General features: G+C 57.4%; 22 protein-coding genes. 7 read left to right on the top strand and 15 right to left on the bottom strand.

The features are described from left to right. Window positions 1-54: 54 nt before the first annotated feature. Together chiP and chiQ are read left to right on the top strand one after the other, a co-directional pair. Entirely contained in the window at window positions 55-1,458 is a 1,404-nt protein-coding gene (gene chiP / locus CWM52_RS19980) for a chitoporin ChiP (RefSeq protein WP_100685679.1), read from the top strand. A 47-nt stretch (window positions 1,459-1,505) separates the two neighbouring features. Continuing rightward, complete coding sequence (gene chiQ / locus CWM52_RS19975; protein WP_100685678.1) at window positions 1,506-1,838, top strand: ChiQ/YbfN family lipoprotein; 333 nt, start codon at window positions 1,506-1,508, stop codon at window positions 1,836-1,838. Between the two features lie 52 nt (window positions 1,839-1,890). Here the strand turns inward: chiQ and CWM52_RS19970 are convergent, their stop codons facing one another. From CWM52_RS19970 to ybfF, 8 genes are all read right to left on the bottom strand, one after another. Beyond that, on the bottom strand, window positions 1,891-3,186 hold the full coding sequence (locus tag CWM52_RS19970; RefSeq protein ID WP_100685677.1) for an MFS transporter: 1,296 nt from the start codon (window positions 3,184-3,186) through the stop codon (window positions 1,891-1,893). A 55-nt stretch (window positions 3,187-3,241) separates the two neighbouring features. Further along, complete coding sequence (gene tcuB / locus CWM52_RS19965) at window positions 3,242-4,381, bottom strand: tricarballylate utilization 4Fe-4S protein TcuB (RefSeq protein ID WP_100685676.1); 1,140 nt, start codon at window positions 4,379-4,381, stop codon at window positions 3,242-3,244. Further along, entirely contained in the window at window positions 4,368-5,771 is a 1,404-nt protein-coding gene (gene tcuA, locus CWM52_RS19960) for an FAD-dependent tricarballylate dehydrogenase TcuA (RefSeq protein ID WP_100685675.1), read from the bottom strand. The genes tcuB and tcuA overlap by 14 nt, the downstream gene beginning before the upstream one ends. A gap of 97 nt (window positions 5,772-5,868) precedes the next feature. Beyond that, window positions 5,869-6,795 (bottom strand): tricarballylate utilization LysR family transcriptional regulator TcuR, encoded by a 927-nt coding sequence (gene tcuR / locus CWM52_RS19955; protein ID WP_100685674.1) that lies wholly within the window; start codon window positions 6,793-6,795, stop codon window positions 5,869-5,871. A gap of 135 nt (window positions 6,796-6,930) precedes the next feature. Continuing rightward, window positions 6,931-7,383, bottom strand: a complete 453-nt coding sequence (gene fur / locus CWM52_RS19950) for a ferric iron uptake transcriptional regulator (RefSeq protein WP_015584881.1) — start codon at window positions 7,381-7,383, stop codon at window positions 6,931-6,933. Window positions 7,384-7,675: 292 nt separating this feature from the next. Beyond that, complete coding sequence (gene fldA / locus CWM52_RS19945) at window positions 7,676-8,206, bottom strand: flavodoxin FldA (protein ID WP_206057729.1); 531 nt, start codon at window positions 8,204-8,206, stop codon at window positions 7,676-7,678. A gap of 149 nt (window positions 8,207-8,355) precedes the next feature. Continuing rightward, complete coding sequence (gene ybfE / locus CWM52_RS19940; RefSeq protein WP_100685672.1) at window positions 8,356-8,649, bottom strand: LexA regulated protein; 294 nt, start codon at window positions 8,647-8,649, stop codon at window positions 8,356-8,358. 133 nt (window positions 8,650-8,782) lie between these two features. Then, window positions 8,783-9,556: an esterase gene (gene ybfF / locus CWM52_RS19935; protein ID WP_100685671.1), complete on the bottom strand. Its 774-nt coding sequence runs from the start codon at window positions 9,554-9,556 to the stop codon at window positions 8,783-8,785. A gap of 183 nt (window positions 9,557-9,739) precedes the next feature. Here ybfF and seqA point away from each other — a divergent pair, with 183 nt between their 5' ends. Together seqA and pgm are read left to right on the top strand one after the other, a co-directional pair. Then, entirely contained in the window at window positions 9,740-10,285 is a 546-nt protein-coding gene (seqA, locus tag CWM52_RS19930) for a replication initiation negative regulator SeqA (RefSeq protein WP_100685670.1), read from the top strand. A gap of 32 nt (window positions 10,286-10,317) precedes the next feature. Continuing rightward, window positions 10,318-11,958, top strand: a complete 1,641-nt coding sequence (gene pgm, locus CWM52_RS19925) for a phosphoglucomutase (alpha-D-glucose-1,6-bisphosphate-dependent) (protein ID WP_100685669.1) — start codon at window positions 10,318-10,320, stop codon at window positions 11,956-11,958. Window positions 11,959-12,141: 183 nt separating this feature from the next. Here the strand turns inward: pgm and kdpE are convergent, their stop codons facing one another. The 6 genes from kdpE to kdpF all read right to left on the bottom strand — a co-directional run bounded on the left by kdpE (window position 12,142) and on the right by kdpF (window position 20,070). Next, window positions 12,142-12,819, bottom strand: a complete 678-nt coding sequence (gene kdpE, locus CWM52_RS19920) for a two-component system response regulator KdpE (protein WP_100685686.1) — start codon at window positions 12,817-12,819, stop codon at window positions 12,142-12,144. A gap of 138 nt (window positions 12,820-12,957) precedes the next feature. Further along, window positions 12,958-15,645 (bottom strand): two-component system sensor histidine kinase KdpD, encoded by a 2,688-nt coding sequence (kdpD, locus tag CWM52_RS19915; protein ID WP_100685668.1) that lies wholly within the window; start codon window positions 15,643-15,645, stop codon window positions 12,958-12,960. Window position 15,646: 1 nt separating this feature from the next. Further along, complete coding sequence (kdpC, locus tag CWM52_RS19910) at window positions 15,647-16,222, bottom strand: potassium-transporting ATPase subunit KdpC (protein ID WP_100685667.1); 576 nt, start codon at window positions 16,220-16,222, stop codon at window positions 15,647-15,649. A 10-nt stretch (window positions 16,223-16,232) separates the two neighbouring features. After that, entirely contained in the window at window positions 16,233-18,281 is a 2,049-nt protein-coding gene (kdpB, locus tag CWM52_RS19905) for a potassium-transporting ATPase subunit KdpB (RefSeq protein ID WP_100685666.1), read from the bottom strand. Window positions 18,282-18,301: 20 nt separating this feature from the next. After that, on the bottom strand, window positions 18,302-19,981 hold the full coding sequence (gene kdpA, locus CWM52_RS19900; protein WP_100685665.1) for a potassium-transporting ATPase subunit KdpA: 1,680 nt from the start codon (window positions 19,979-19,981) through the stop codon (window positions 18,302-18,304). Continuing rightward, window positions 19,981-20,070 carry a K(+)-transporting ATPase subunit F gene (kdpF, locus tag CWM52_RS19895; RefSeq protein WP_015584874.1) on the bottom strand — a complete coding sequence of 30 codons (90 nt, stop codon included), beginning with the start codon at window positions 20,068-20,070 and terminating at the stop codon, window positions 19,981-19,983. The genes kdpA and kdpF overlap by 1 nt, the downstream gene beginning before the upstream one ends. Before the next feature lie 308 nt (window positions 20,071-20,378). Between kdpF and CWM52_RS19890 the strand changes: the two genes are divergently transcribed. Continuing rightward, window positions 20,379-20,585 (top strand): DUF2517 family protein, encoded by a 207-nt coding sequence (locus CWM52_RS19890; protein ID WP_100685664.1) that lies wholly within the window; start codon window positions 20,379-20,381, stop codon window positions 20,583-20,585. A gap of 188 nt (window positions 20,586-20,773) precedes the next feature. After that, the gene (phrB, locus tag CWM52_RS19885) at window positions 20,774-22,216 is read left to right on the top strand and encodes a deoxyribodipyrimidine photo-lyase (protein WP_100685663.1); all 1,443 of its coding nucleotides are present in this window, start codon (window positions 20,774-20,776) and stop codon (window positions 22,214-22,216) included. Here phrB and dtpD read toward each other — a convergent pair. Then, window positions 22,188-23,666 carry a dipeptide permease DtpD gene (dtpD, locus tag CWM52_RS19880; RefSeq protein WP_100685662.1) on the bottom strand — a complete coding sequence of 493 codons (1,479 nt, stop codon included), beginning with the start codon at window positions 23,664-23,666 and terminating at the stop codon, window positions 22,188-22,190. The two genes, phrB and dtpD, sit on opposite strands and share 29 nt — an antisense overlap. 270 nt (window positions 23,667-23,936) lie before the next feature. On the opposite strand from dtpD, the gene CWM52_RS19875 reads away from it, so the two are divergent. Next, the gene (locus tag CWM52_RS19875; RefSeq protein ID WP_100685661.1) at window positions 23,937-24,680 is read left to right on the top strand and encodes a type 2 GTP cyclohydrolase I; all 744 of its coding nucleotides are present in this window, start codon (window positions 23,937-23,939) and stop codon (window positions 24,678-24,680) included. Window positions 24,681-24,688: the final 8 nt, after the last annotated feature.

The following is a 24,688-nucleotide window of genomic DNA, read 5'->3' as shown; positions in this document are numbered from 1 at the left end:
TTTCGCGGCTTGCCTTTGGCACCGCATTTTTAAAACGTCAAAGAGGATATGCACATGCGTACGTTTAGTGGCAAACGTAGTACGCTGGTGTTGGCTATTGCCGCCGTCACCGCGATGTCGGGCTGGATCGCTGTTCCGCAGGCCAGCGCAGCAGGTTTTATTGATGATTCCACTTTAACCGGCGGCATCTACTACTGGCAGCGTGAGCGCGACCGGAAGGATGTGACCGACGGCGATAAATACAAAACCAACCTTTCCCATTCGACCTGGAACGCCAATCTGGATTTCCAGTCCGGCTATGCCGCTGATATGTTTGGTATTGACGTGGCTGCCTTCACCGCGATTGAAATGGCGGAAAGCAGCGAAAGCGCTCACCCGAACGAAATTGCCTTCTCCTCGAAGAATAAAGCCTACGACGAAGATTACTCTGGCGATAAGAGCGGGATCAGCCTGTATAAAGCGGCGGCGAAATTTAAATATGGCCCGGTATGGGCTCGCGGCGGTTATATCCAGCCAACCGGGCAAACGCTGCTGGCTCCGCACTGGAGCTTTATGCCGGGCACTTACCAGGGGGCTGAAGCCGGGGCTAACTTTGATTACGGTGACGCCGGCGCGTTGAGTTTCTCCTATATGTGGACCAACGAATACAAAGCGCCATGGCACATCGAGATGGATAATTTCTACCAGAACGACAAGAAAACCAAAGTCGATTATCTACACTCACTGGGCGCCAAATACGATTTTAAAAATGACCTCGTGCTGGAAGCGGCGTTTGGTCAGGCTGAAGGCTATATTGACCAGTATTTTGCCAAGGCCAGCTACAAATTTGATATCGCGGGTACGCCGTTAAACACCAGCTACCAGTTCTACGGCACGCGTGACAAAGTCAGTAACGGCGGTGTGAACGATATCTACGACGGTACTGCCTGGCTGCAGGCGCTGACCTTTGGCTACAAGGTCGCTGACGTCCTCGATCTGCGTCTGGAAGGCACCTGGGTGAAAGCTGAAGGCCAGCAGGGCTACTTCCTGCAACGTATGACCCCGACCTATGCCTCTTCTAACGGTCGCCTTGATATATGGTGGGATAACCGTTCTGACTTCAACGCCAACGGTGAAAAAGCGGTCTTCTTCGGCGCGATGTATGACATGAAAAACTGGAATATGCCGGGCTGGGCATTTGGCGCGTCTTACGTCTACGCATGGGATGCCAAACCGGGCAGAATGTCCACGCCGGACGCCTACTACAATCCGGACAAACGTCTGGAAGAGTCCGCGTATAGCCTCGATGCCATGTACACCGTACAGGACGGCCGGGCAAAAGGAACGCTGTTTAAACTGCACTTTACCCAATACGACAACCACTCCGATATCCCGAGCTGGAGCGGTGGCTATGGCAACATCTTCCAGGATGAGCGTGACGTGAAGTTCATAGTTATTGCTCCGTTTACTATTTTCTGATGCCGCTGCGGCAGATGTAAACCTGCCGCAAACCTGAGAGGTTAATTATGAAGAAGCTATTGCTCATCGCGGTTATGGCATCGGGTCTGGTTGCCTGCACGCAGGCTCCCGCGCCGAAGGAAGATTCGAAACTAAAAGAGGCTTATAGCGCCTGTATCAATACGGCAGAAGGCAACCCGGACAAGGTTCAGGCCTGCCAGAGCGTTCTGGACGTGCTGAAAGAAGAGAAACAGCATCAGGCGTTTGCCAACCAGGAAAGCGTGCGCGTTCTCGATTACCAACAGTGTATTCAGGCAACCCGTACCGGTAACGACCAGGCGGTGAAAGCGCGTTGCGATCGCATCTGGAAAGAGATTCGCAGCAACAACACGACGAAATAAAACGGACGACAGAGTGAAAACGGGCGGAGCATTATCTCCGCCCGTTGTCGTTTCAGCGTTGATATTCCGCCGGTTGATAAGTGCGGCTTAGACGACCAAACAGCATCGCGGTAGCAGCGAGTCCGCACAGTGCGGCGCACATCAACCACCATCCCGGTGAACTCTTATCGCCAGTCATCTGAACCAGTGCGGTAGAGACAGCTGGCGTCAGGCCGCCGAAAATGGCGGTGGCGAGGCTGAACGCGAGCGAAAAGCCCACGGTGCGCACATACACAGGCATCACCTCGGTGAGTGCAGCAACCATTGCGCCGTTGTACATACCAAAAAAGAACGAGAACCAGAGCAGCACCAGCGTCATACGCGTGAAATCCGGCGCGGCGGTAAGCCAGTTCATCATTGGCCATGTGGTGAGCAGAGCAAGTATGGTAATGCCCATTAGCACCGGGCGACGCCCGATGCGATCGGAAATTGCGCCGCCGATTGGTAACCAGATAAAGTTGGAAATGCCAACCAGCATCGTGACAATCAGGCTATCCCGCGCGCTGAGGTGCAAAACCGTTCTTCCATAGGTCGGGGTATAGACGGTTATAAAATAAAATGTGGTTGTCGTCATCGCCACCAGCAGAGTGCCAGCGCCGATGATGCGCCAGTTTTTAGCCATCGTGGTGAAAATCTCCTGGGTGTCAGGACGATGGGTCCGATGTAAAAAGGCTTCCGTTTCCTGGAGCGAGCGGCGTAAAACAAAAATTAGCGGAATAATCATACAGCCAATAAAGAAGGGGATCCGCCAGCCCCATTCGGAAATCTCATCGTGCCCCAGCGTGGCGTTCAGAGCGTAGCCAATCAGCGCAGCAAAGACGATCGCCACCTGCTGGCTGGCAGACTGCCAGCTGGTATAGAAGCCTTTATTTCCTGGCGTGGCGATCTCAGAGAGATAAACGGAAACCCCGCCTAACTCCACGCCAGCGGAAAACCCCTGTAGCAACCGCCCCAGTAAAACCAACACTGGCGCCAGGATGCCGATGGTTTGATAACCGGGAACCAGGGCGATCAGCAGCGTGCCACAGCCCATGATCGCCAGGGTCACCATTAGCCCTTTGCGTCGACCGATTCTGTCGATATAGGCGCCCAGCACAATAGCCCCGATAGGGCGCATCAAAAAACCGGAGCCAAAAACGGCAAAGGTCAACATTAATGCGGCGAACTCACTCTCCGCCGGGAAGAAGGTCTTTGCGATATAGGTAGCGTAAAAACCGAACAGAAAAAAGTCGAACTGTTCGAGGAAATTACCGCTGGTCACACGCAGTATTGCGCCGAAGGTTCCGGCGCGCGATGTGGATTGAGTCATAGGGTTTGCTCTCCATTGTCTTTATCTTGTATTTATAGAGGTAAGAGTGTGTGGGTTAGTCGCCAGCGACCCCCGTTTGCTTTCCACGGCGCTTCTCTATCGCCCATTTGAGTAAAGAAGCGCAGCGGTAAAATCCGTGGGCAAATTTTCCGTAAGGGATAGTCAAAAAGAGTGCCATGACCACGCCGAGATGGATGGCGAGCAGAATACCCATCCACGATGTTTCTCTCCCCGCCAGTAGTCCCAGGCCAGTCAGACTGGTCAGCAACAGCAGCAATATAAAGCCGCGATCCATCGGCTTCTGCCGCGGGTCGCCATGCAGCGCTGAGCGTTTCAGATTAAGCCACAGCAGGCCCGCTGGGCCGACAACAAGACCAATACCGCCCAGCGTGCCGAGGAGCACCGGAACGCTGAAAAACGGGTAGGGCGCTTCCCAACCGGCGAAGTAGTGATATCCCGTCGCAACCAGGGTAGCCGTGAAACAGAGCATAAAACCGTAGAAGGTGAAGTGGTGAAAGCGACGGCGCATTAACGTAAAGGCATCATCCGCTTCGTTACAGCCCTTGCCGTGTCCGCCATCAAGATATTTCAGCGTCAACGCGTTGTGTGAGGCCTCGGCAATGTCTGCGGAGCGCGGCGTGCCGGGAGAGATCTCTCGCCAGAAGCGGATAACGCCCGCCATGAGCAAACCGATCGCCACAATAAACACCGAACCAAACATCCACGCCAGCAGACTGTGCGGGAAGATTTGGTAGAAATCGCCCGCTAAAGGGGGATGAATCAGCGAGCCTTTCAACCCCATAGCGAGGAGTAAAAAGAGAATCAGGCCAAAGACCAGCGTCAGCGTAACGGTCACGCCCGCCCGGCGATACAGCGCGCCGAAAGCGGCTGGTTGGGCATAATGTTGATACGTTTCCAGCCTGACTTCTGCCATCGCCTTCGGCACGTTAATCGCAAATTCATGCGGCGGCGCGTACTGACAGGCATGCAGACAGGCGCCGCAGTTATGGCACAGGTTCGCCAGATAATTAATATCTGCTTTACCGAATTCAAGGCGCTGGGTCATCGCCGGGAACACCGCGCAAAAGCCTTCACAATAGCGACAGGCATTACAGACCTGCATGACGCGTTCGACTTCTGCTTCCGGCTCGCTAAGAATTTGAGCCTCGATGATTAATTTCTCAAGCGGCTTCATGGTGCGCCTCCTTACCTGCGGCCAGGGCGGCCTCTTTGCCGGCTATACGCCCAAAGGTCGTGCCGATAGACATGCCAACGCCTGCGGTATAGCCTTTACCAAGCACGTTGCCGGCCATCATCTCGCCAGCAACGAACAGATTGCGGCTTGGCTGTCCGGCGAAGTGAACCGCCGCATGTTCATTCACTTTCAGCCCCAGATAGGTGAAAGTTATCCCCGGTCTCAGGGCATATCCGTAGTAAGGCGGGGTATCGATCGGGCGTGCCCAGTGAGTTTTCGGCGGCGTCAGACCGGCCGTTACGCAGTTATCAAGGGTGGTATGATCGAATTGTCCCGGCTGGCAGGCCTGATTGTATTGATTCACCGTGTGGGTAAAGCGCATAGCATCCAGGCCTAGCTGGCGGGCCAGTTCTTCCAGCGTATTAGCCTGCGCGCCAGGGAAAACCGGCGGCATAAAGTGGCCGATCGCTTTACTGTCGATAATGGAATAACCAATTTGCCCCGGCTGGTGGGCAACAAGACGTCCCCAGATGGCGTAACGCTTCGGCCAGAAATCTTCGCCTTCATCATAAAAGCGATCCGCGTCACGGTTAACCACCACCCCTAACGAGACACAGTCCACGCGGGTACAGATACCACCGTCATACAGCGGTGCTCTGGCATCAATCGCCACGCAGTGCGACTGAGAGGGATCGCCGATAATATCTGCACCAGCATCGATCATAAATTTGAGCAGTACCCCCTGATTAAAGCGGGTGCCGCGAATGAGAAAGTTATCGGCAGGCCACTCGCCGCGCGCGTTTTCCCCCCAGGCTTCACGGAGCCATTGGCGGTTGGATTCGAAACCACCGGCAGCAAGTACGCAGGATTTGGCGGCAATGCGCTCCTCTCCCGCGATGGCTGCGACAAACGTGCCGTTGCGTAGCTCAAGCGCCTGCACCGGCGTATTGTAACGAATTTGTACGCCCAGCTTTTCCGCGCTCCGGTAGTAGGCATTCACCAGGGCTTTGCCGCCACCCATGAAGAACGCATTGGTCCGCGCCACGTGCAGTGCCCCGGAGAGGGGAGGCTGAAAGTTAACGCCGTGCTGGCGCATCCAGTCGCGACATTGCGACGAGGTGCGGATCACCAGACGCGCCAGCGCTTCATTGGTATTGCCTTCGGTGACTCGCCAGAGATCCTGCCAGAATTCCTCTTCGGTATAGCTGTCCACCAGCACATCCTGCGGCGCATCGTGCATGCAGCGTAAATTGCGGGTATGCTGGGAGTTTCCCCCGCGCCATTCGCGTGGGGCAGCCTCAAGCAACAGCACCGACGCTCCTGCTTCGCGGGCGGTTAAGGCGGCACATAACGCGGCATTGCCTCCGCCAATCACCAGTACATCAACCATCGTAGACTCCATTACTCTTTAACCAATTGTTAAATCTGTAATTGAAATGTATACGCAGGAGTTGTGTGGGCGCTATGCTGCTCGGCTAAAGACCTCTTTAGTTGGCGTAAAGAGTGGCCCCAGGCCAGTGGCCAGTTTCCACCAGCTGGCGCATGACTTTGCTGAGCACCACGCGGGCGGCGAGGCCTGCCGGAGTGAGCTCATCGTCAGACAGGCTCACTAAAAAGTTGGGGCGACTGAGTATCGGGTTATGGACGCCGATCACTCTTAATGCCTCTTTATCAAGGTGGGAAATTGCAGCCCCGGGCTGCAGTGTCGCTCCAAGACCGCTGCGCACGGCGCGCATCAGTAGGGTCAGACCATCAATTTCGGCGGCAATGTCCAGCTTCAGGGCATGTTCCTGGCTGATAGCCTCTAGCCTGCCGCGCAGGCCGTGACCCTGACTGGGCATAATCAGGGGAATATTCGCCAGCTGCGAGGGGGAAATGGTGTCGTCAGCAATCTCGGTCAGTACGGCGTAGGTTCCAATCAAAAATAGCCGTTCTTCGAGGATGGGTCTGGCGCTCCAGCGCAGGATTTTCTCTTTCTGGAAAACGACGGCTAAATCAATTTGGCGGGTGTTGATCATTCGTTCCAGATTGCCGGAGAGACTTTCCACGACGTGCAGGCGAACATCGGCATAGCTTTCCCGCATCGCATTAATAAAAGGCATCCCCAGTATTGATGCGGTGCTGGGAGCCATGCCGACGCTGACGTGCCCGGACAGGCGAGCTTCCCGGGCAGCAAGGATCGCATCATCAGCATGGCGTAGCGCCAGCTGCGCCTGAGAGTAAAAGGCCAGGCCAGCATTGGTGGGAGTGACGCCGCGTGAGGTGCGCTGCAGCAGGCGAATGGAGAGTTCATTTTCCAGGCGTGTCATTTGCTGGCTGAGCGCCGAGACGCCAATATTGAGATCGAGCGCAGCGCTGCCCATGCTGCCGGTTTCCACAATCCGGACGAAGTAACGTAGCTGACGAAGTTCCATGTCGATTCTCGGGTAAGACGGAAAGGAATTTCACAGTAAAGCAACATCGCCCGGGAGGGAAGGTCGAGCGGCAGATTCCACGCATAAAAAAAGCCAACTGTCAGGTTGGCTTTTTGCGGTTCACGCGGTGGGAAATTACTTTTCCAGCGCGTCGTGTGCATGTTCATCTTCGCGGCAGTCGCCTTCCGCACAGTGACCGTAAAGGTACAGACTGTGGTTGGTCAAACGGATGCCATGACGGTGGGCGATTTCACGCTGACGCGCTTCGATAGACTCATCGCTGAATTCGATCACTTTGCCACAATCGAGGCAAATAAGGTGATCGTGATGATGCTGCTGGGTCAGTTCGAAAACAGATTTACCGCCTTCGAAGTTGTGACGAGTCACAATGCCCGCATCATCAAACTGGTTCAGCACGCGATAAACAGTAGCGAGACCGATCTCTTCACCCATGTCGATCAGGCGCTTGTATAAATCTTCCGCACTGACGTGATGGTTATCCGGTTCCTGCAGGACTTCCAGGATTTTTAATCGAGGAAGTGTGACTTTCAGGCCAGCCTTCTTTAATGCGGTATTGTTGTCAGTCATGCGGAATCTGTCCTGTTGCTAAACGATCTACTTCCATCAGCGGAAGTAATACAGAGAATCACCCGATGCAATGCGTCTCATTATAGAACTGCTGTCGTCAAATGAAAACTGCAAGTATCGGGCCTTGTATGCTGTCAAAAACGAGGCCCCAGCTACAAACTGCGTCACCTGACCTCGTTAAATCAGAGGACATTGTACAGATATGTGATTAAAAGTTAAAAACTTGTAGCTATTTGTTTGATTGCTTCTATCTATTAATGCGGCGAAACTTTACGGTAACGCCGCACAATCATCAGGCGTTTTTAATTTCTTCGAGGTGCAGTTCTTCAGAGACCTGCTTAACCCACTGGCTTACGCGTTCGTTGGTCAGTTCCGGCTGGCGGTCTTCATCGATAGCCAGACCGACGAAGTGATCGTCATCCACCAGGCCTTTAGAGGCTTCAAAATGATAGCCCGCAGTCGGCCAGTGGCCTACGATGGTGGCGCCGCGCGGCTCAACGATATCGCGAATGGTGCCCAGCGCGTCGCAGAAGTATTCCGCGTAGTCTTCCTGATCGCCGCAGCCAAACAGCGCAACCAGTTTACCGTTAAAGTCGACCTCTTCCAGCGTCGGGAAAAAATCATCCCAGTCGCACTGAGCTTCACCGTAGTACCAGGTCGGAATGCCGAGCAGCAGGATGTCGTAGGCTTGCAGATCTTCTTTGCTGCTCTTGGCAATGTCGTGAACATCAGCAACATCTTTACCAAGCTGCTTCTGAATCATTTTTGCAATATTCTCGGTGTTGCCCGTGTCGCTGCCAAAAAAGATGCCGATGATTGCCATGAGTAAAATAACCTCTTGAAACTTAATGATGTGGTAGTGGCGTAATGCCCGCAGATAACGGCAATCATAGCAGAACAGGGGAGGGCGCGGAAACAGCAATCACGCCCGACTGCACACTCTGCTACATGAAAGTGTTTTTTTGAGGATTTTCAGGCTTTATCACCGCCGTGCAGAGTTGCCAGCTGGTTCATCAGCATCTCTTCGATCAAATCGCTGCGGTTCATATTGCGAGCTTCCGCCAGTTCGTTGAGCGCATCAACCGCCTCAGCGTTGAGTTTTAACTCCACACGCTTCAGGCCGCGAACTTTGTCGCGTTTGAGCTGATTGCGTTTGTTTATGCGCAGTTGTTCATCGCGCGAAAGCGGATTGGTCTTTGGTCTACCCGGGCGACGCTCGGTTGCGAACAAATCTAATGTCGTACGGTCCGTTTGTTCTTTTGCCATGATTCAGAGTGACTTCGGGGAAACAAGTTGCCGGGCTATAGCCGACACAGATAGCGCGCCATAATACATCAGGCGAACCGCTGCGCCAACGACCGCGGGCATTCTGCAGCGCGGTCGGGCAGTTTTTAGCCAGTTAAGCCTGTAAAGCGGTCAGATAGCGACGAATGGCGCGCAGGACGGCTTCCGGTTTCTCCGCGTGCACCCAGTGACCGGCGCCGGCAATGACGTGCGCCCGCGCCTGCGGGAACTGGGCGAGCAGGGGATCGCGGTAGTCATCGGTGACGTAGGGAGAGTTGCCCCCCGGAATGAACAGGGTCGGATGGGGCCAGGCGGGAACAGTGTGCCAGCCCACGATGTGCGGATATTGATCCCATAATACCGGCACATTAAAGCGCCACTGGCCGTCAACAAAAGATTTCAGCAGAAACTGAATCACGCCTTCTTCCTGTAGATGTTCACGCATCACCGCGGCGGCCTGCTGACGGGACGCGGCGCCGGCGTCGGTGACGGCATTGATGGCGTTGAAAATTTCATCATGACGGCGCACGTGGTAGTCCACTGGGGCAATATCAATGGCGACCAGACCAGCGATGCGCTCCGGCGCCAGCGCGGTGAGCGCCATGACCGCTTTTCCCCCCATCGAATGACCGATAAAAGTGGCTTTCTCTATCTGCCGATCGTCAAGCGTATCGACCAGATCCTGCGCCATCGCCGCGTAGGTCATTTCCGGCGAACGGGGAGAGAGACCGTGGTTACGCATATCAACCTGCAGAATATCGTAGTCGGCCACCAGGTCGCGGGCGAGGATGCCCAGGTTGTCGAGACTACCAAACAGACCGTGAACCAGGACAACAGGGGAATTATTGTGCGGATTTTGTGCAGATTGCGTGCGGCTATTTAATTTCATGGCAAAGTTCTTTTTTTCGCTTCGTCGGGTTAGGGTATTATGTTGGACATTCTGCCATCCGGCTGCAAGACCCAGAGCTCTCTGAGTTTTACCGCCATCCTGGTTTGACGCTATCCGCGGTCAGGATTTGTCCTTATAATCCTGACAACTTGTATTCAGAATAAGATATCGCACTGGATTAAGATGAAAACAATTGAAGTTGATGATGATCTCTATCGCTATATTGCCAGCCACACCCAGCATATTGGCGAGAGTGCATCCGACATTTTACGGCGCATGCTGAAATTTTCCGCCGTTTCCCAGACTGCCGCACCGGTCGTAAAAGCCGCTCCGGCACCGGCGGCACCTGCTGTCGAAGCGAAGCCCGCGAATCCGGCGAAAGATAAAGTCCGCGCGATGCGCGAACTGCTGTTATCTGATGAATACGCCGAACAAAAACGCGCGGTGAACCGCTTTATGCTGGTCCTGACTACGCTGTACTCCTTAGATAACAAAGCATTTGCTGAGGCCACCGAGTCTCTGCACGGGCGCACTCGCGTTTATTTTGCCGAAGATTCACGGATTCTGCTAAAAAGTGGTAACCAGACCAAACCAAAACAGGTTCCTGGTACGCCGTGGTGGGTTATCACCAATACCAATACCGGTCGTAAGTGCAGCATGATCGAACACATCATGCAGTCAATGCAGTTCCCAGCGGAATTAATTGAGAAGGTCTGCGGCACTATCTAGTTTTATTCACCTTGCATCAGAAGGATCAGGCAATGGCAATCGATAAGCGTGCGGGTCAGCCTGCACAACAGAGTGATTTGATTAACGTCGCTCAGCTGACTGCACAGTACTATGTACTGAAGCCGGAAGCGAGCAACGCGGAGCATGCGGTGAAGTTTGGCACCTCTGGCCATCGTGGCAGTGCAGGGCGCCATAACTTCAATGAGCAGCATATTCTGGCAATCGCTCAGGCGATTGCTGAAGACCGCGCGAAGAACGGGATTACCGGCCCTTGCTACGTGGGTAAAGATACCCATGCGCTCTCCGAGCCGGCCTTTATTTCGGTTCTGGAAGTGCTGGCAGCCAACGGCGTTGATGTTATCGTGCAGGAAAACAACGGTTTTACCCCGACGCCGGCCATTTCCAATGCCATCCTGGTGCACAACAAAAAAGGCGGTCCGCTGGCGGACGGCATCGTGATTACACCGTCCCACAACCCGCCGGAAGATGGCGGTATCAAGTACAACCCGCCGAACGGCGGCCCGGCTGATACCAACGTCACCAAAGTGGTTGAGAACCGTGCCAACGAACTGCTGGCCTCGGGTCTGCAGGGCGTCAAGCGCATCTCCCTCGATGCGGCGCTGGCATCCGGTCATGTCAAAGAACAGGATCTGGTGCAGCCGTTTATCGAAGGGCTGGCGGATATCGTCGACATGGCGGCGATTCAGAAAGCCGGCCTGAAGCTCGGCGTCGATCCGTTGGGGGGGGCCGGTATCGAATACTGGAAACGCATTGCCGAGTACTACAAACTCGATCTGACTATCGTCAACGATCACGTCGATCAAACCTTCCGCTTTATGCACCTCGATAAAGACGGCGCCATTCGCATGGACTGCTCATCTGAGTGTGCGATGGCAGGGTTGCTGGCGCTGCGCGATAAGTTCGATCTGGCTTTTGCTAACGATCCGGATTATGACCGCCACGGTATCGTCACTCCGGTGGGGCTGATGAACCCGAACCACTATCTGGCGGTGGCGATTAACTACCTGTTCCAGCATCGTCCGCAGTGGGGCCAGGATGTCGCCGTTGGTAAGACGCTGGTCTCCTCCGCGATGATCGATCGCGTGGTTAACGACCTGGGCCGCAAGCTGGTGGAAGTGCCGGTGGGCTTTAAATGGTTTGTTGACGGCCTGTTCGACGGCAGCTTCGGTTTTGGCGGCGAAGAGAGCGCGGGCGCCTCGTTCCTGCGTTTTGACGGCACCCCGTGGTCGACCGACAAAGACGGTATCATCATGTGCCTGCTGGCGGCAGAAATCACCGCCGTCACCGGTAAAAACCCGCAGCAGCACTACGACGAACTGGCTGCCCGCTTCGGCGCGCCGAGCTATAACCGTCTGCAGGCTTCGGCGACTTCCGCACAGAAAGCGGCGCTGTCTAAGCTGTCGCCGGAAATGGTCAGCGCCAGCCAGCTTGCCGGCGATCCGATCACCGCACGTCTGACCGCCGCGCCGGGCAACGGCGCATCGATTGGCGGCCTGAAAGTGATGACCGACAACGGCTGGTTCGCCGCGCGTCCGTCAGGTACGGAAGACGCTTACAAGATCTACTGCGAGAGCTTCCTGGGGGAAGAACATCGTAAGCAGATCGAGAAAGAAGCGGTGGAAATCGTCAGCGAAGTGCTGAAAAACGCCTGAGTCCGGTAAAACGGACAGCCATTCTCAGGTGATTATCGCCCCTTTCAGGCGCGGTTGAGCCTGTAGAGTAGCGAAAAGGGCTCCATGCCAGCATGGAGCCCTTTTTTATTGCGGCATTCATCCATTCGCTGCTGTCTTCCTTCTGATATCTGCAGAGTCAGCAGGATGGCGACAGGCGTCGCGCTACGGCATAAACCGATAGCCGATCCCCGTTTCGGTCAGTAAATGCTGCGGGCGCGCCGGATCGGCCTCCAGCTTTTGCCGCAGGTGCCCCATATAAATGCGTAAATAATGGCTGTGTTCCACCGCATTGGGCCCCCACACCTGATTGAGCAACTGGCGCTGGGTGAGGACCTTACCGGGATTATTTAACAGCACCACCAGCAGACGAAATTCAATCGGCGTCAGGTGGAGCTCATCGTCGCCGCGTACGATGCGGCGGGCGGGAATATCGACTTCAATATCGGCGAAGCGCACCAGCGGTTCGTCAGCCTGCGCGCCAGCATGTCGGCGCATCGCGACGCGCAATCGCGCCTGCAGTTCGCCAATACCAAAGGGTTTACTGAGATAGTCATCGGCACCGGCGTCAAGCGCGGCAATTTTATCGTGCTCCTCGGTGCGGGCCGACAGCACGATAATCGGCATCTGACTCCACTGGCGCACATCGCGAATAAACTCATTGCCGTCACCATCGGGTAGCCCGAGATCGAGGATGACCACATCAGGTTTGCGGGTTGCGGCTTCAATAAGACCCCGCTGCAGGGTATCGGCTTCAAATACGCGCATGCCGTCGGCTTCCAGCGCGGTGCGCAGAAAGCGGCGGATAGCATGTTCATCTTCAATAATCAGTACGTTTATCACCCGTTCTTCCCGTTCAGACAGATAGGACACTCTCCTTCACAAACGTCCGGAACGCGGCTGACGCCTCAACCGCAGACTCTGGCGCCAGCCTGGGCTGGCGTGTAGCTGCGCGTCTCGGGGCATTTCGCCGGGGCGGCGTTATGCCGCTCCGCTCCATTCATCCAGTTCCGGGGCCGTTTCCCTGGGGAGTGTAACACGGAAGCAGGCACCGCCTTCCGGTCGCGTATGGGCGCCGATCGTACCGCCGTGCACTTCAACGATCGCGCGACAGATGGCCAGACCCAGCCCGACGCCAGGGATCGCCGACTCTTTATGCCCGCGGGCGAATTTATCAAAGATAGCCTGTTCCTGGCCTGCCGGGATCCCGGGGCCATTATCCCACACCTCTAAGCGCAGCTGCCGCTCATCTGCCTGCGCCGCAATACCGATCTGCGCCTGCGAACCGGCATACTTCAGCGCATTCTCCAGCAGATTAATCAGCACCCGCTCAAACAGCGGGCCGTCGACGTGAACCAGCAGCAGCGGATCGGGCAGCGTCAGCTGAATATGCTGCCCGCCGAGGCCCGGTTCCAGCATCCGCAGGGCGCTGCCGATCACCTCTTCGAGCGTCAGCCACTCTTTATGCAAGTTAAATCCGCCGGACTGAATACGCGCCATATCCAGCAGATTATTAACCAGCCGGGTCGTATTCAGCACGTGCTGGCGAATTTCATTGGCCTGCGGAGCATGCTTCGAGCCTTCGCTGGCCAGGTCGAGCGTCAGAATTTCCGCCTGCCCGAAGAGCACGGTCAACGGCGTGCGCAAATCATGGGAGAGCGCCGCCAGCAGCGAGTTGCGCAGACTTTCCCGCTCGCTGTTGAGCCGGGCCTGCTCTTCGCTGGCGGTGAGGGTCAGCCGCTCCAGCGCGCTGGCGACCAGTAGCGTAAAGGTTTCCAGCAGGCGCTGCTGTTCCGGAATCATCAGCTGACGCAGGTTTTCGGGTTCCACTATCAGCAGCCCCCAGGTCCGGGCGGCGCTTTTCAGCGGTAAGATTTGATAGGGGACGCCCGGCAGCGTATCGGTACCGGCGCCAGCGGGCTGGCCCTTATCGAAGCTCCAGCGGGCGATGGCATCGTCCCACGAGGTCAGTCCCGGCTGGTGGGTGAGCGGGTGCAGTTTACCGCTACTGTCGGGGAGCAGCAGCTGCCCGCGGGCCTGGAATGTGGAGGCGATAAAGCGCTCGCTGGTCGCGGCAATGTCATCCTCGCTGCGCCCGACCGCCAGCGCTTTTGACATCTCATACAGATGGCGGGTGCGTTGCTCGCGATAGCGCGCCACGCGGGCCTGATAGCGGACGCCGGCGGTGAGATTCCCGATCAGCAGACCGACGGTCAGCATGACGCCAAAGGTCAGCAGGTATTGTACGTCGGAAACCGCCAGCGTACCGCGCGGTGACACAAAGAACAGGTCGAAGCTGACCACGTTGATAACCGTCGCCAGCACCGACGGCCAGCGGCCGTATAGCAGCGCGATAATCACCACGCCAAGCAGGTAGAGCATCACCAGGTTGGCGGCTTCAAAGGCCACCAGCCACTGCATCGCCACCAGCGTAATGACCGCGCAGAGCGCCAGCGCCACGAAGCAGCCCTGGATTTGCAAGCGCCACTTCTCGATGGCGGTACGGCTATCGCTGGCCCGCGTGGGCAGCGGTGCGCTTTTTTCATCAAGGGCGATAACCACCAGATCGAGGTCGGGCGCGTCGCGCGCCAGGCGATCGGCGAATCCGCTGCGGCTCCACCAGCGGCGTTTTCCCTGGCGGCCGATGACGATTTTGCCCAGATTATGCTCGCGGGCGTAGTGCAGTACGGCTTTCTCTTCTGACGGGTCGGAGAGCGTGGCCGTTTCCGCCCCTAACTCCTGAGCGAGCCGCAGGGCGGCCAGGATAGCGCGCCGTTTGGCTTCCGGCAGGCGGTGCAGGGAGGGGGTTTCGACGTAAACTGCATGCCAGATGCTGCCGAATCGCGCGGCCAGGCGCGCGGCGGCGCGCACCAGTTTTTCACTGCCGGTATTATGGCCGATGCACAGCAGCAGGGTGTCGCGGGTATGCCAGACTTTCTCCTGCCCCTGACGGTCGCGCCAGGCGCGCATCTGTTCATCGACCCGATCGGCGGTCCGACGCAGAGCCAGTTCACGCAGAGCAATCAGGTTTCCCTTGCGGAAAAAGTTTTCGATGGCCCGCTCCGCCTGACCGCCGATATAGACCTTACCCTCATTCAGGCGCTGACGGAGATCGTCAGGAGGCAGGTCGACCAGCACCACGTCGTCGGCGGCGTCAAAAAAGGGATCGGGGACGGTTTCGCGCACCTGCACGCCGGTAATCCCGCTGACGACATCGTTCAGGCTTTCGAGGTGCTGGACGTTCACGGTGGTAAACACGTCGATACCGGCATCGAGAAGCTCTTCGACATCCTGCCAGCGTTTGGGGTGGCGCGAGCCTGGCGCGTTGCTGTGCGCCAGCTCATCCACCAGAATCAGCGCTGGTCGGCGCGCCAGCGCGGCGTCGAGATCGAACTCATGGACATAGCGTCCGCGATGAGAGAAGCGGCGCTGGGGGAGGGTGCTGAGCCCGTCCAGCATCGCCGCGGTCTCTTTGCGACCGTGGGTTTCCGCCACGCCAATCAGAATATCCAGCCCCTGGGCGCGCAGCCGCTGCGCTTCCGCCAACATGGCCCAGGTTTTACCGACGCCCGCGCAGGCGCCAAAGAACACTTTTAGCTTGCCGCGATGCGGCTCGCCGGTATGTTGCAACAGGCGGTCCGGGTCCGGGCGCAGCGGCTCGTCACTCATTTTACTTATCCTTCAGGGCATCCAGCGCCATATTCAGTTGCACTATATTTACCACAGGCTGGCCGAGAAAACTGACCAGCGGCGTTTGCGTCGCGTCATTCACCAGGCGGGTGACTTGCGCAATACTCAGATTACGGGCCTTCGCGACGCGCGGCACCTGCCAGAGCGCTGCCGTCGGCGTGAGGTTATTATCCAGCCCGCTTGCCGAGGTTGTCACCAGCTCAACCGGAACGCGCGGATTCGCTTCCGGGTTGGCGAGACGTAGCGCCTGCACGCGTTCGCTGACGGCCTTATCCAGCGCCGGGTTGCTGACGGCCAGATTACTGCCGCCGGAGGCGAGCGGATTGTACGGCGTGTCAGCGGTCGCCGAAGGGCGCCCCTGGAAATAGCCCGCCGCGGTAAAATTCTGGCCAATCAGGCTGGAACCGCGGACTTCGCCGGCGATGCGGATCAGTGAGCCGTTTGCCTGCTGCGGGAACCACCACTGCCCAAGCGCCGTCGTCAGCAGCGGATAGACGCCGCCGGTGAGGAGCGTTAACAGAATAAATAGCACAAGTGCCGGTCGAATGAATGACATGGTATGTTCCTCACAGCAACCCGGTCAGGGTCAGTAACAGATCGATAGCTTTAATGCCGATAAACGGCACCAGCAGCCCGCCCAGGCCATAAACCCACAGATTACGGCGCAGCATGGCTGAAGCCGACAGCGGGCGATAGCTCACGCCCTTCAGCGCCAGCGGGATCAGGAAGATGATGATCAGCGCGTTAAAGATAACCGCGCTCAGAATCGCCGAGGCAGGCGAGTGCAGGTGCATGACGTTGAGCATCGCCAGCTGCGGGTAAACGGCGGCAAAGGCGGCCGGAATAATGGCAAAGTACTTCGCCACATCGTTGGCAATACTGAAGGTGGTCAACGACCCACGGGTCATCAGCATCTGCTTACCGATATGCACCACTTCGATCAGTTTGGTCGGGTTGGAGTCGAGGTCCACCATGTTGCCCGCCTCTTTTGCCGCCTGGGTACCGGAGTTCATCGCCACCGCGACATCGGCCTGAGCCAGCGCCGGGGCATCGTTGGTACCGTCGCCGGTCATCGCCACCAGACGACCTTCGGACTGGTACTGACGGATCAGCGCCAGTTTGGCTTCCGGCGTCGCTTCGGCAAGGAAATCATCGACGCCCGCTTCGGCGGCAATCGCCGCCGCGGTCAGGCGGTTATCGCCGGTAATCATGACCGTTTTAATGCCCATCTTACGCAGCTGAGCGAAGCGCTCCTTAATTCCGCCTTTAACAATATCTTTCAGCGAAATGATCCCCAGCACGCGTTTGCCTTCCGCGACCACCAGCGGCGTCGCCCCCTGGCGGGCGACATCTTCCACCTGTTTGTCGACGTCCGCCGGGAAGTGGCCGCCGTTGGCCTCGACATGGCGACGAATCGCGTCGACGGAGCCTTTGCGGATCATTCGCCGATCGATATTAATCCCGCTCATGCGCGTCTGGGCGGTGAAGGGAACGAAGGTCGCATGCAGCGACTGCAGATCCCGCTCGCGCAGGTTGAAGCGCTGTTTTGCCAGCACCACGATGCTGCGGCCTTCCGGCGTTTCATCGGCCAGAGATGAGAGCTGGGCGGCATCGGCAAGGGTTTTTTCTTCGACGCCTTCCGCCGGTAAAAACGCCGAGGCCTGGCGGTTACCGAGGGTAATCGTACCGGTTTTATCCAGCAGTAAGACGTCAACGTCGCCCGCGGCTTCTACCGCGCGTCCGCTGGTGGCGATAACGTTGGCGCCCAGCATGCGGCTCATCCCGGCGACGCCGATCGCCGACAGCAGCCCGCCGATGGTGGTCGGAATCAGGCATACCAGCAGCGCCACCAGTACCGTCACGCTGACCGCATTGCCGCTCCAGGCGGAGAATGGCCAGATGGTGGCGGTCGCCAGCAGGAACACCAGCGTGAGGGCGATGAGCAGGATCGTCAGCGCAATTTCATTTGGCGTTTTGCGGCGCTGGGCGCCTTCGACCATGGCGATCATCCGATCAAGGAAGGTTTCCCCAGGGTTGACGCTACAGCGGATCACCAGCCAGTCAGAAAGAATGCGCGTCCCGCCGGTCACCGATGCAAAGTCGCCGCCGGATTCGCGGATCACCGGCGCCGATTCACCGGTGATGGCGCTTTCGTCCACCGAGGCACCGCCTTCAATAACTTCCCCGTCGCAGGGAATGATATCGCCAGCTTCCACCAGCACCACATCGCCTTTGCGTAAATCCTCGGCCGGAATATGGTCGACAGGCGCATCATGCTGCGGCGCGCGCAGCTTGCGAGCAAAAGCGGTTTTTTTCACCCCTTTCAGACTGTTGGCCTGCGCTTTGCTGCGGCCTTCTGCCATGGCTTCGGCGAAGTTGGCGAACAGCACGGTAAACCACAACCAGATACTCACGGCGGCGGTAAAAGCGGCGCTGCCGGCGAGATGCCCGCTGGCCATCGCCACGGCCAGCAGCGTGGTTATCAGGCTACCGATCCAGACGATGAACATCACCGGGTTGCGCCACTGCACCGTCGGGCTCAGTTTTTTCACGGCATCCAGCAGCGCCTGGCGCACCAGCGTCGGTTCGAGCAGGGCTAATTGTTTGCGACTCATAACAGGGTGCTCCGCATCACTTAAAGTAAGGAGAAGTGTTCCGCCAACGGGCCGAGCGCCAGGGCAGGAATAAAGGTCAGGGCGCCAACCAGCAGCACGGTACCGATCAGCAGACCGATAAACAGCACATCATGGGTGGCAAGGGTGCCGGAACTGGTCGGCTGGATCTTTTTACTCACCAGAGAACCGGCGATAGCCATTACCGGCACGATGACCGCAAAACGGCCGAGCAGCATGCAAAACGCCAGCAGCAGGTTCCAGAATGGCGTGGCCGCATTGAGGCCGGCGAAGGCGCTGCCGTTGTTATTGGCGGCGGAGGTGACGGCATACAGCACTTCGCTAAAGCCGTGCGCTCCCGGATTAAACATCCCCGCGCGTCCGGCCTCGGTCATCATCGCCAGCGCGGTACCCAGCAGCACCAGAGTGGGCGTCACGAGGATGGCGAGGGCGATCATTTTCATTTCGCGTACATCTATCTTCTTACCGAGATATTCCGGCGTCCGGCCAATCATCAGCCCGGCGATAAAGACCGCCAGCATGACAAACAGCAGCATGCCGTACAGACCCGAGCCCACGCCGCCGAAGACCACTTCGCCTATTTGCATCAGCCACATGGGAACCATGCCGCCCAGCGCAGTAAAGGAGTCGTGCATGGCATTGACCGCGCCGCAGGAGGCGGCGGTGGTGATAACCGCGAACAGACTGCTGGTCAGAATGCCAAAGCGACTCTCTTTGCCTTCCATATTCCGGCTGCTGTCCGCCCCCAGTTGCAACAGGTGCGGGTTACCGTGGGTTTCTGCCCACATCACCACCGCCACGCAGACGATAAAGATCAGCGTCATTGCCCACAGGATGGCGTGTCCCTGGCGGCGGTCACCGACGACGTCGCCAAAGGCAAAGCACAGTGCGGCCGGGATCAAAAACATCGCCAGCATTTGCACCATGTTGCTCAGCGCCGTCGGGTTTTCAAACGGGTGCGCGGAGTTGGCGTTAAAGAACCCACCGCCGTTGGTACCGAGCATTTTGACGGCTTCCTGCGAGGCGACCGGCCCCATTGGCAGCGACTGATGCACCCCTTCCAGCGAGGTGAAGGCCTGATACGGCAGAAAGTTTTGCGGCACGCCTTGCTGAATAAAGAACACCGCGATCAGCAGTGACACCGGCAGCAGCAGCCATAGGGTAATGCGGGTGAGATCGACCCAGGCGTTACCCAGAGTGCTGACCTGCTGGCGAGACCAGGCGCGGGTGAAGGCAAAAATCACCGCGATACCGGTGGCCGCCGAGAGGAAGTTTTGCACCGTCAGACCGGCCATCTGGCTGAGGTAGCTGAGGGTACTTTCTCCGGCATAGGCCTGCCAGTTGGTGTTGCTGACGAAACTCACCGCCGTATTCAGCGCCAGATCCCATGACAGGCCGGGAAGATGCTGAGGGTTGAGCGGCAGTGCGCCCTGAGACATCAGCAGGGCGAACAGCACCACCAGTCCCACGCCATTAAACAGCAGAATGGCGAGCAGATACTGGCGCCAGTTCATCTCCTGGGTACGAATCCCCGAGATCCGCCAGATGCCGCGTTCAATGCCGGCAAGCCCCGGTAGCGGGGTATCGGCGATCATTCTGGCCAGCAACGTCCCCGTCAGGCGAGCCAGCACCATCAGCAGCAGCAGAAAACTGGCGATAAGTAAGAATCCTTGTGCGGCCATCAGAATGCCTCCGCGTTTATCAGGGCATAGACCAAATAGGCCAGCAACAGGAATACCAGCGCCACGCCAGCAATTACGCCTGCACTCACAATCCACCTCCGGGTGTCTTTACGATTTACCTGGAGGATAGAAATTCGCGTGCAAAGATTTTGCAAAAATCAGAACGGGGGGTGTAAAAAAAGTATAAAAATCACTAAAACCACAAATTAACCAATGGTTAGTATTAATTTAACTTTTTTGTAACTAAATTACCGGGTGAATGTAAATAAAGGCAAAACGGGCCGCTTTTAGTGGTCGGATGAGTAGTAAAATTACAGCCAAAGCGGTATTATTTTAGCCAGAAAGACATTGACACTTTACCGGCGTCGCTTGCCGGCCTGACTAAGGGAGAGAAATTATGGCGTTGTATAAAACTTATCCGACTCACGTTATCTTTTTACGTCGTGCTTTCGCCGTCGTGGCTGGCGTGGCAGCACTTCCGGTGATGCTGTTGTGGAAAGACCGGGCCCGCTATTACAGCTGGCTGCACCGGGTATGGGCAAAAACCAGCGAACAGCCGGTGTGGATGGCGCAGGCTGAAAAAGCCGCCGCCGATTTTTACTGACAGCCATCGCCCGACTGCATAACCGCCGGTTCTCCGGCGGTTTTTTTTTGCCCGCTCAGACGAGCTCTGCTTGCGCCTGCGCGCCTCCTGCAACACTCTATATCTGAATTTCCTGATGCTTCCCTCGCGGGCTACGTACCCGGACGGGAGATATCGAATCCATGAATGTGACTGATTGCAGGAGTTTTATGGCCACTCATCTGGTTTGGTTTCGCGCTGACCTACGTATCCATGACAACCTGGCGCTTGCCGCCGCCTGTCGCGATCCGCATGCCCGCGTGCTGGCGCTGTTTATCGCCACGCCGGGCCAGTGGCGTCAGCACGGTATGGCGCCGCGGCAGGCGGCTTTTATCGTCCGCCATCTGCGTAGCCTGCAGTCAGCTCTTGCCGAGCGGGGGATAGCGCTGCTGGTGGCGGAGGCGGAGGATTTTTCGGCCAGCGTCCAGCTACTGACGGACTATTGCGCGCAGCAGCAGGTCAGCCACCTGTTTTATAACTACCAGTACGAAATTAACGAGCGTCAGCGCGATGCGGCGGTGGAAAAACGGCTGAGCGGCGTGGTGTGTCACGGGTTTGACGATGCGCTGTTACTGTCTCCCGGCAGCGTGCTGACCGGTAATCACGAAATGTATAAAGTGTTTACGCCCTTTAAAAACGCTTTTCTCCGTCGATTGCGCGAGGCGCTGCCGGAGTGCGTCGCCGCGCCGACGGTACGCAGCCACGGCCCCCTGGCGCCAGCGCCGCTGCCGGAGATTCGCTATCCGCAGGAGGCTTTCGACCCACACCTTTTTGCCGACGATGAGAAAACGGCTATCGCCAGGCTGCGTCATTTCTGCCAGCAAAAAGCCGCCGGTTATGATCTGCAGCGTGATTTTCCCGCCACGGAAGGCACCAGCCGACTGTCGCCATGTCTGGCCGTGGGCGTACTTTCCCCACGTCAGTGCCTGCATCGACTGCTGGCTGAGCAGCCCGCAGCGCTCGACGGCGAAGCAGGTTCCGTCTGGCTGAACGAACTTATCTGGCGGGAATTTTACCGGCATTTGATGGTGTTCTACCCGCAGTTATGCAAGGGGCGTCCGTTTATTGCCTGGACCGATAACGTGGCATGGCGGGACGATGAGCAAGGATTAGAGGCGTGGCAAGCCGGGAAGACGGGTTTTCCGATTGTCGATGCCGCGATGCGCCAGCTCAATGCCACGGGCTGGATGCATAACCGGCTGCGGATGATTGCCGCCAGTTTTCTGGTCAAGGATCTGCGCATCGACTGGCGCGCGGGCGAACGCTATTTTATCAACCAGCTGATTGATGGCGACCTGGCGGCCAATAACGGCGGGTGGCAGTGGGCCGCCTCGACAGGCACCGACGCCGCCCCTTATTTTCGTATATTTAATCCAACCACCCAGGGCGAGAAGTTTGATAAAGCGGGGGCGTTTATTCGGCAATGGCTGCCTGAGCTGGCGGACGTTCCTGATAACGCGCTGCATCAGCCGTGGCGGTGGGCCGATAAGCAGGGGGTGACCCTGAACTATCCGCGCCCGCTGGTCGATCATAAGCAGGCGCGGCTGGAGACGCTGGCGGCCTGGGAGGCTGCCAGTAAAAGCCTTACTCCACGGCCAGGGCGCGGCTCCTGACCCGCAGGGCGTGATACAGCCAGATGATCAGCACCAGGCCGACGCAGGCTAAAGACCCCCAGGTGATTTGGCTGAACACGTTAATATAGGCATCAATGGCGTAGTTGGTCGCACCGGCTTCATCGAACGCGCCCTGCGCCGTCTGGTCGGCAATCACGCCGGCCAGATAGTTGGCGATGGCGCCGGAGAGCAGCATATAGATGCCGGTCAGCACGCCGGTCACGCCGGGGATTGCGATGCGGGTGATTTGCGCCATCGCCACCGGATCGATAAACAGCTCGGCAAAGCCCATCACCGCGAGGCCCAGCACCATCAGCGGCATCGACGATTGTCCGTAAGCGGCTGACCAGCGCGCGCTCAGGGTCAGAATGCAGAAGCCGGCGCTCATCAGCCCCAGACCCAGCGCAAATTTCCCCCAGATCCGCACGGTACGGTTGCCGTTGATATTCTCTTTCACCAGCCAGGCCAGCACCATTCCGCAGAACATGACCGCAAAGGCGTTCACCGACTGGAACATCGCGGTCGGGACCTCATAACGCAGGATATGCCGGTTCACGAAGCGGTCGATATACAGGCTGATGGAGCTGCCGCCCTGTTGCGCGAAAGCCCAGAACAGCAGGCTGAACCCGGTCAGGACGATAATGAGCCGCAGGTCTCGACGTTGTCTGGCCGTCTCTGCCCGCCGATAAATTCTGGCCAGTACCACCAGGCCGACAATCGTTGCCACGATCAGCGCATAGACCGACCACTCTTGCCAGAACAGTACGCCGATCAGCAGCGGGGCCGCGATCAGCAGAACCAGCAGCCAGCCCCAGGTGGGCAGCATAAAGCGGCGCGCGCAGAGCGCTTCGCGGTTGACGCCCGAGGTGTGGCGGAAATGGCGACTGCCGCAGAGGAAAATCACCAGCCCGGCAATCATCCCGACGGCGGCGAGGGCGAAGCCCATGGCCCAGCTGTACTCTTCCTGCACATATCCGCAGGCGATGGGGGCGACGATCGAACCGATATTTCCCGCCGCATACATCAGCGAGAAGCCGCCGTCGCGACGTGGATCGGTGGGCTCGTACAGCTCTCCCAACAGGCAGCTAACGTTGGATTTAAACAATCCGTAGCCGCAGACGATGATTGCGAGCGACAGATAGAGGAAGGTCGGCGCAATTTCGCTGGCGCCCAACACCAGGTGGCCAATGGCCATCAACAACGCGCCGAGCATCACCGCCATTCGGTTGCCGAGGAGTTTATCGGCCAGGAAACCGCCGAGAATCGGCGTGACGTACACCAGAGAGCAGTAGGCGCTGAAGAGGGCGTAGGCGTGGCTATCGTCATACTTAAGCTGATTGGTGAGATACAAAATCAGCAGCGCCCGCATCCCGTAAAAACTAAAGTATTCCCAAATTTGCAGCGCCACGACGTAATAGATTGCGCGCGGCTGCGAGGATTGTCTGTTCATGTAACGCCTGGTTCCTGCCGTAATACGAAAGTCGATCTTTCTGCATGAATAGCGGTTTGGTAGTGATATTCATGGTCTTAAAGGCTTTCTGGTTATTTAATATGCTTTAATAGTGCATAAATATACACGAATGCATTATGGGGTGGGTAGACAAATTGCGGGATTAAGCTAAAAGTCAAATGATAGGCTCTCGCCGAGAGGCTATCGACGATCTACGCGGATACCGCTATGTTATGCCTGTGCACAAAATGATGACCTGATGGAGCGGCAATGAAAAATAGTGAACTGGAACAACTGATTAACGAAAAGCTCAATAGCGCGACATTCAGCGACTACGCGCCAAATGGCCTACAGGTGGAAGGGCGTGAAACGGTGCAAAAAATTATCACCGGCGTCACCGCCAGTCAGGCGCTGTTGGATGAAGCCGTGCGCCTGCAGGCAGATGCGGTGATTGTTCATCATGGTTATTTCTGGAAAGGCGAATCGCCGGTGATTCGCGGCATTAAGCGCCAGCGTCTGAAGACGCTGCTGGCGAATGATATCAATCTCTATGGCTGGCATCTGCCGCTGGATGCCCACCCGGAGCTGGGGAATAACGCCCAGCTGGCGCAACTGCTCGGAATGACTATCAAGGGCGAAATTGAGCCGCTGCTCCCGTGGGGAGAGCTGTCGATGCCGGTTTCCGGGCTCGAGCTGGCCTCGTGGATTGAGGCGCGCCTGGGACGCAAACCGCTATGGTGCGGGGATACCGGGCCAGAAAAAGTGGCCCGTGTCGCCTGGTGTACCGGCGGTGGTCAGAGCTTTATTGACAGCGCCGCTCGCTTCGGCGTCGATGCGTTTATTACCGGCGAGGTCTCGGAGCAAACCATCCACTCCGCGCGCGAGCAGTCCCTGCATTTTTATGCCGCCGGGCACCATGCCACTGAACGCGGCGGTATTCGCGCGTTGAGCGAATGGCTGACGGAAAATACCGATCTGGATGTGACCTTTATTGATATTCCTAACCCGGCCTGATGAGAGAA

It is taken from the genome of Raoultella sp. T31 (assembly GCF_002806725.1).
In the GTDB taxonomy this organism is placed as follows: domain Bacteria; phylum Pseudomonadota; class Gammaproteobacteria; order Enterobacterales; family Enterobacteriaceae; genus Klebsiella; species Klebsiella electrica.
This window is presented reverse-complemented; position numbering and strand designations above follow the sequence as displayed.

Coding starts and splice junctions, on each gene's coding strand:
- chiP (WP_100685679.1), top strand. CDS start 55: ATGCGTACGTTTAGTGGCAAACGTAGTACGCTGGTGTTGGCTATTGCC.
- chiQ (WP_100685678.1), top strand. CDS start 1,506: ATGAAGAAGCTATTGCTCATCGCGGTTATGGCATCGGGTCTGGTTGCC.
- CWM52_RS19970 (WP_100685677.1), bottom strand. CDS start 3,186: ATGACTCAATCCACATCGCGCGCCGGAACCTTCGGCGCAATACTGCGT.
- tcuB (WP_100685676.1), bottom strand. CDS start 4,381: ATGAAGCCGCTTGAGAAATTAATCATCGAGGCTCAAATTCTTAGCGAG.
- tcuA (WP_100685675.1), bottom strand. CDS start 5,771: ATGGTTGATGTACTGGTGATTGGCGGAGGCAATGCCGCGTTATGTGCC.
- tcuR (WP_100685674.1), bottom strand. CDS start 6,795: ATGGAACTTCGTCAGCTACGTTACTTCGTCCGGATTGTGGAAACCGGC.
- fur (WP_015584881.1), bottom strand. CDS start 7,383: ATGACTGACAACAATACCGCATTAAAGAAGGCTGGCCTGAAAGTCACA.
- fldA (WP_206057729.1), bottom strand. CDS start 8,206: ATGGCAATCATCGGCATCTTTTTTGGCAGCGACACGGGCAACACCGAG.
- ybfE (WP_100685672.1), bottom strand. CDS start 8,649: ATGGCAAAAGAACAAACGGACCGTACGACATTAGATTTGTTCGCAACC.
- ybfF (WP_100685671.1), bottom strand. CDS start 9,556: ATGAAATTAAATAGCCGCACGCAATCTGCACAAAATCCGCACAATAAT.
- seqA (WP_100685670.1), top strand. CDS start 9,740: ATGAAAACAATTGAAGTTGATGATGATCTCTATCGCTATATTGCCAGC.
- pgm (WP_100685669.1), top strand. CDS start 10,318: ATGGCAATCGATAAGCGTGCGGGTCAGCCTGCACAACAGAGTGATTTG.
- kdpD (WP_100685668.1), bottom strand. CDS start 15,645: ATGAGTGACGAGCCGCTGCGCCCGGACCCGGACCGCCTGTTGCAACAT.
- kdpC (WP_100685667.1), bottom strand. CDS start 16,222: ATGTCATTCATTCGACCGGCACTTGTGCTATTTATTCTGTTAACGCTC.
- kdpB (WP_100685666.1), bottom strand. CDS start 18,281: ATGAGTCGCAAACAATTAGCCCTGCTCGAACCGACGCTGGTGCGCCAG.
- kdpA (WP_100685665.1), bottom strand. CDS start 19,981: ATGGCCGCACAAGGATTCTTACTTATCGCCAGTTTTCTGCTGCTGCTG.
- CWM52_RS19890 (WP_100685664.1), top strand. CDS start 20,379: ATGGCGTTGTATAAAACTTATCCGACTCACGTTATCTTTTTACGTCGT.
- phrB (WP_100685663.1), top strand. CDS start 20,774: ATGGCCACTCATCTGGTTTGGTTTCGCGCTGACCTACGTATCCATGAC.
- dtpD (WP_100685662.1), bottom strand. CDS start 23,666: ATGAACAGACAATCCTCGCAGCCGCGCGCAATCTATTACGTCGTGGCG.
- CWM52_RS19875 (WP_100685661.1), top strand. CDS start 23,937: ATGAAAAATAGTGAACTGGAACAACTGATTAACGAAAAGCTCAATAGC.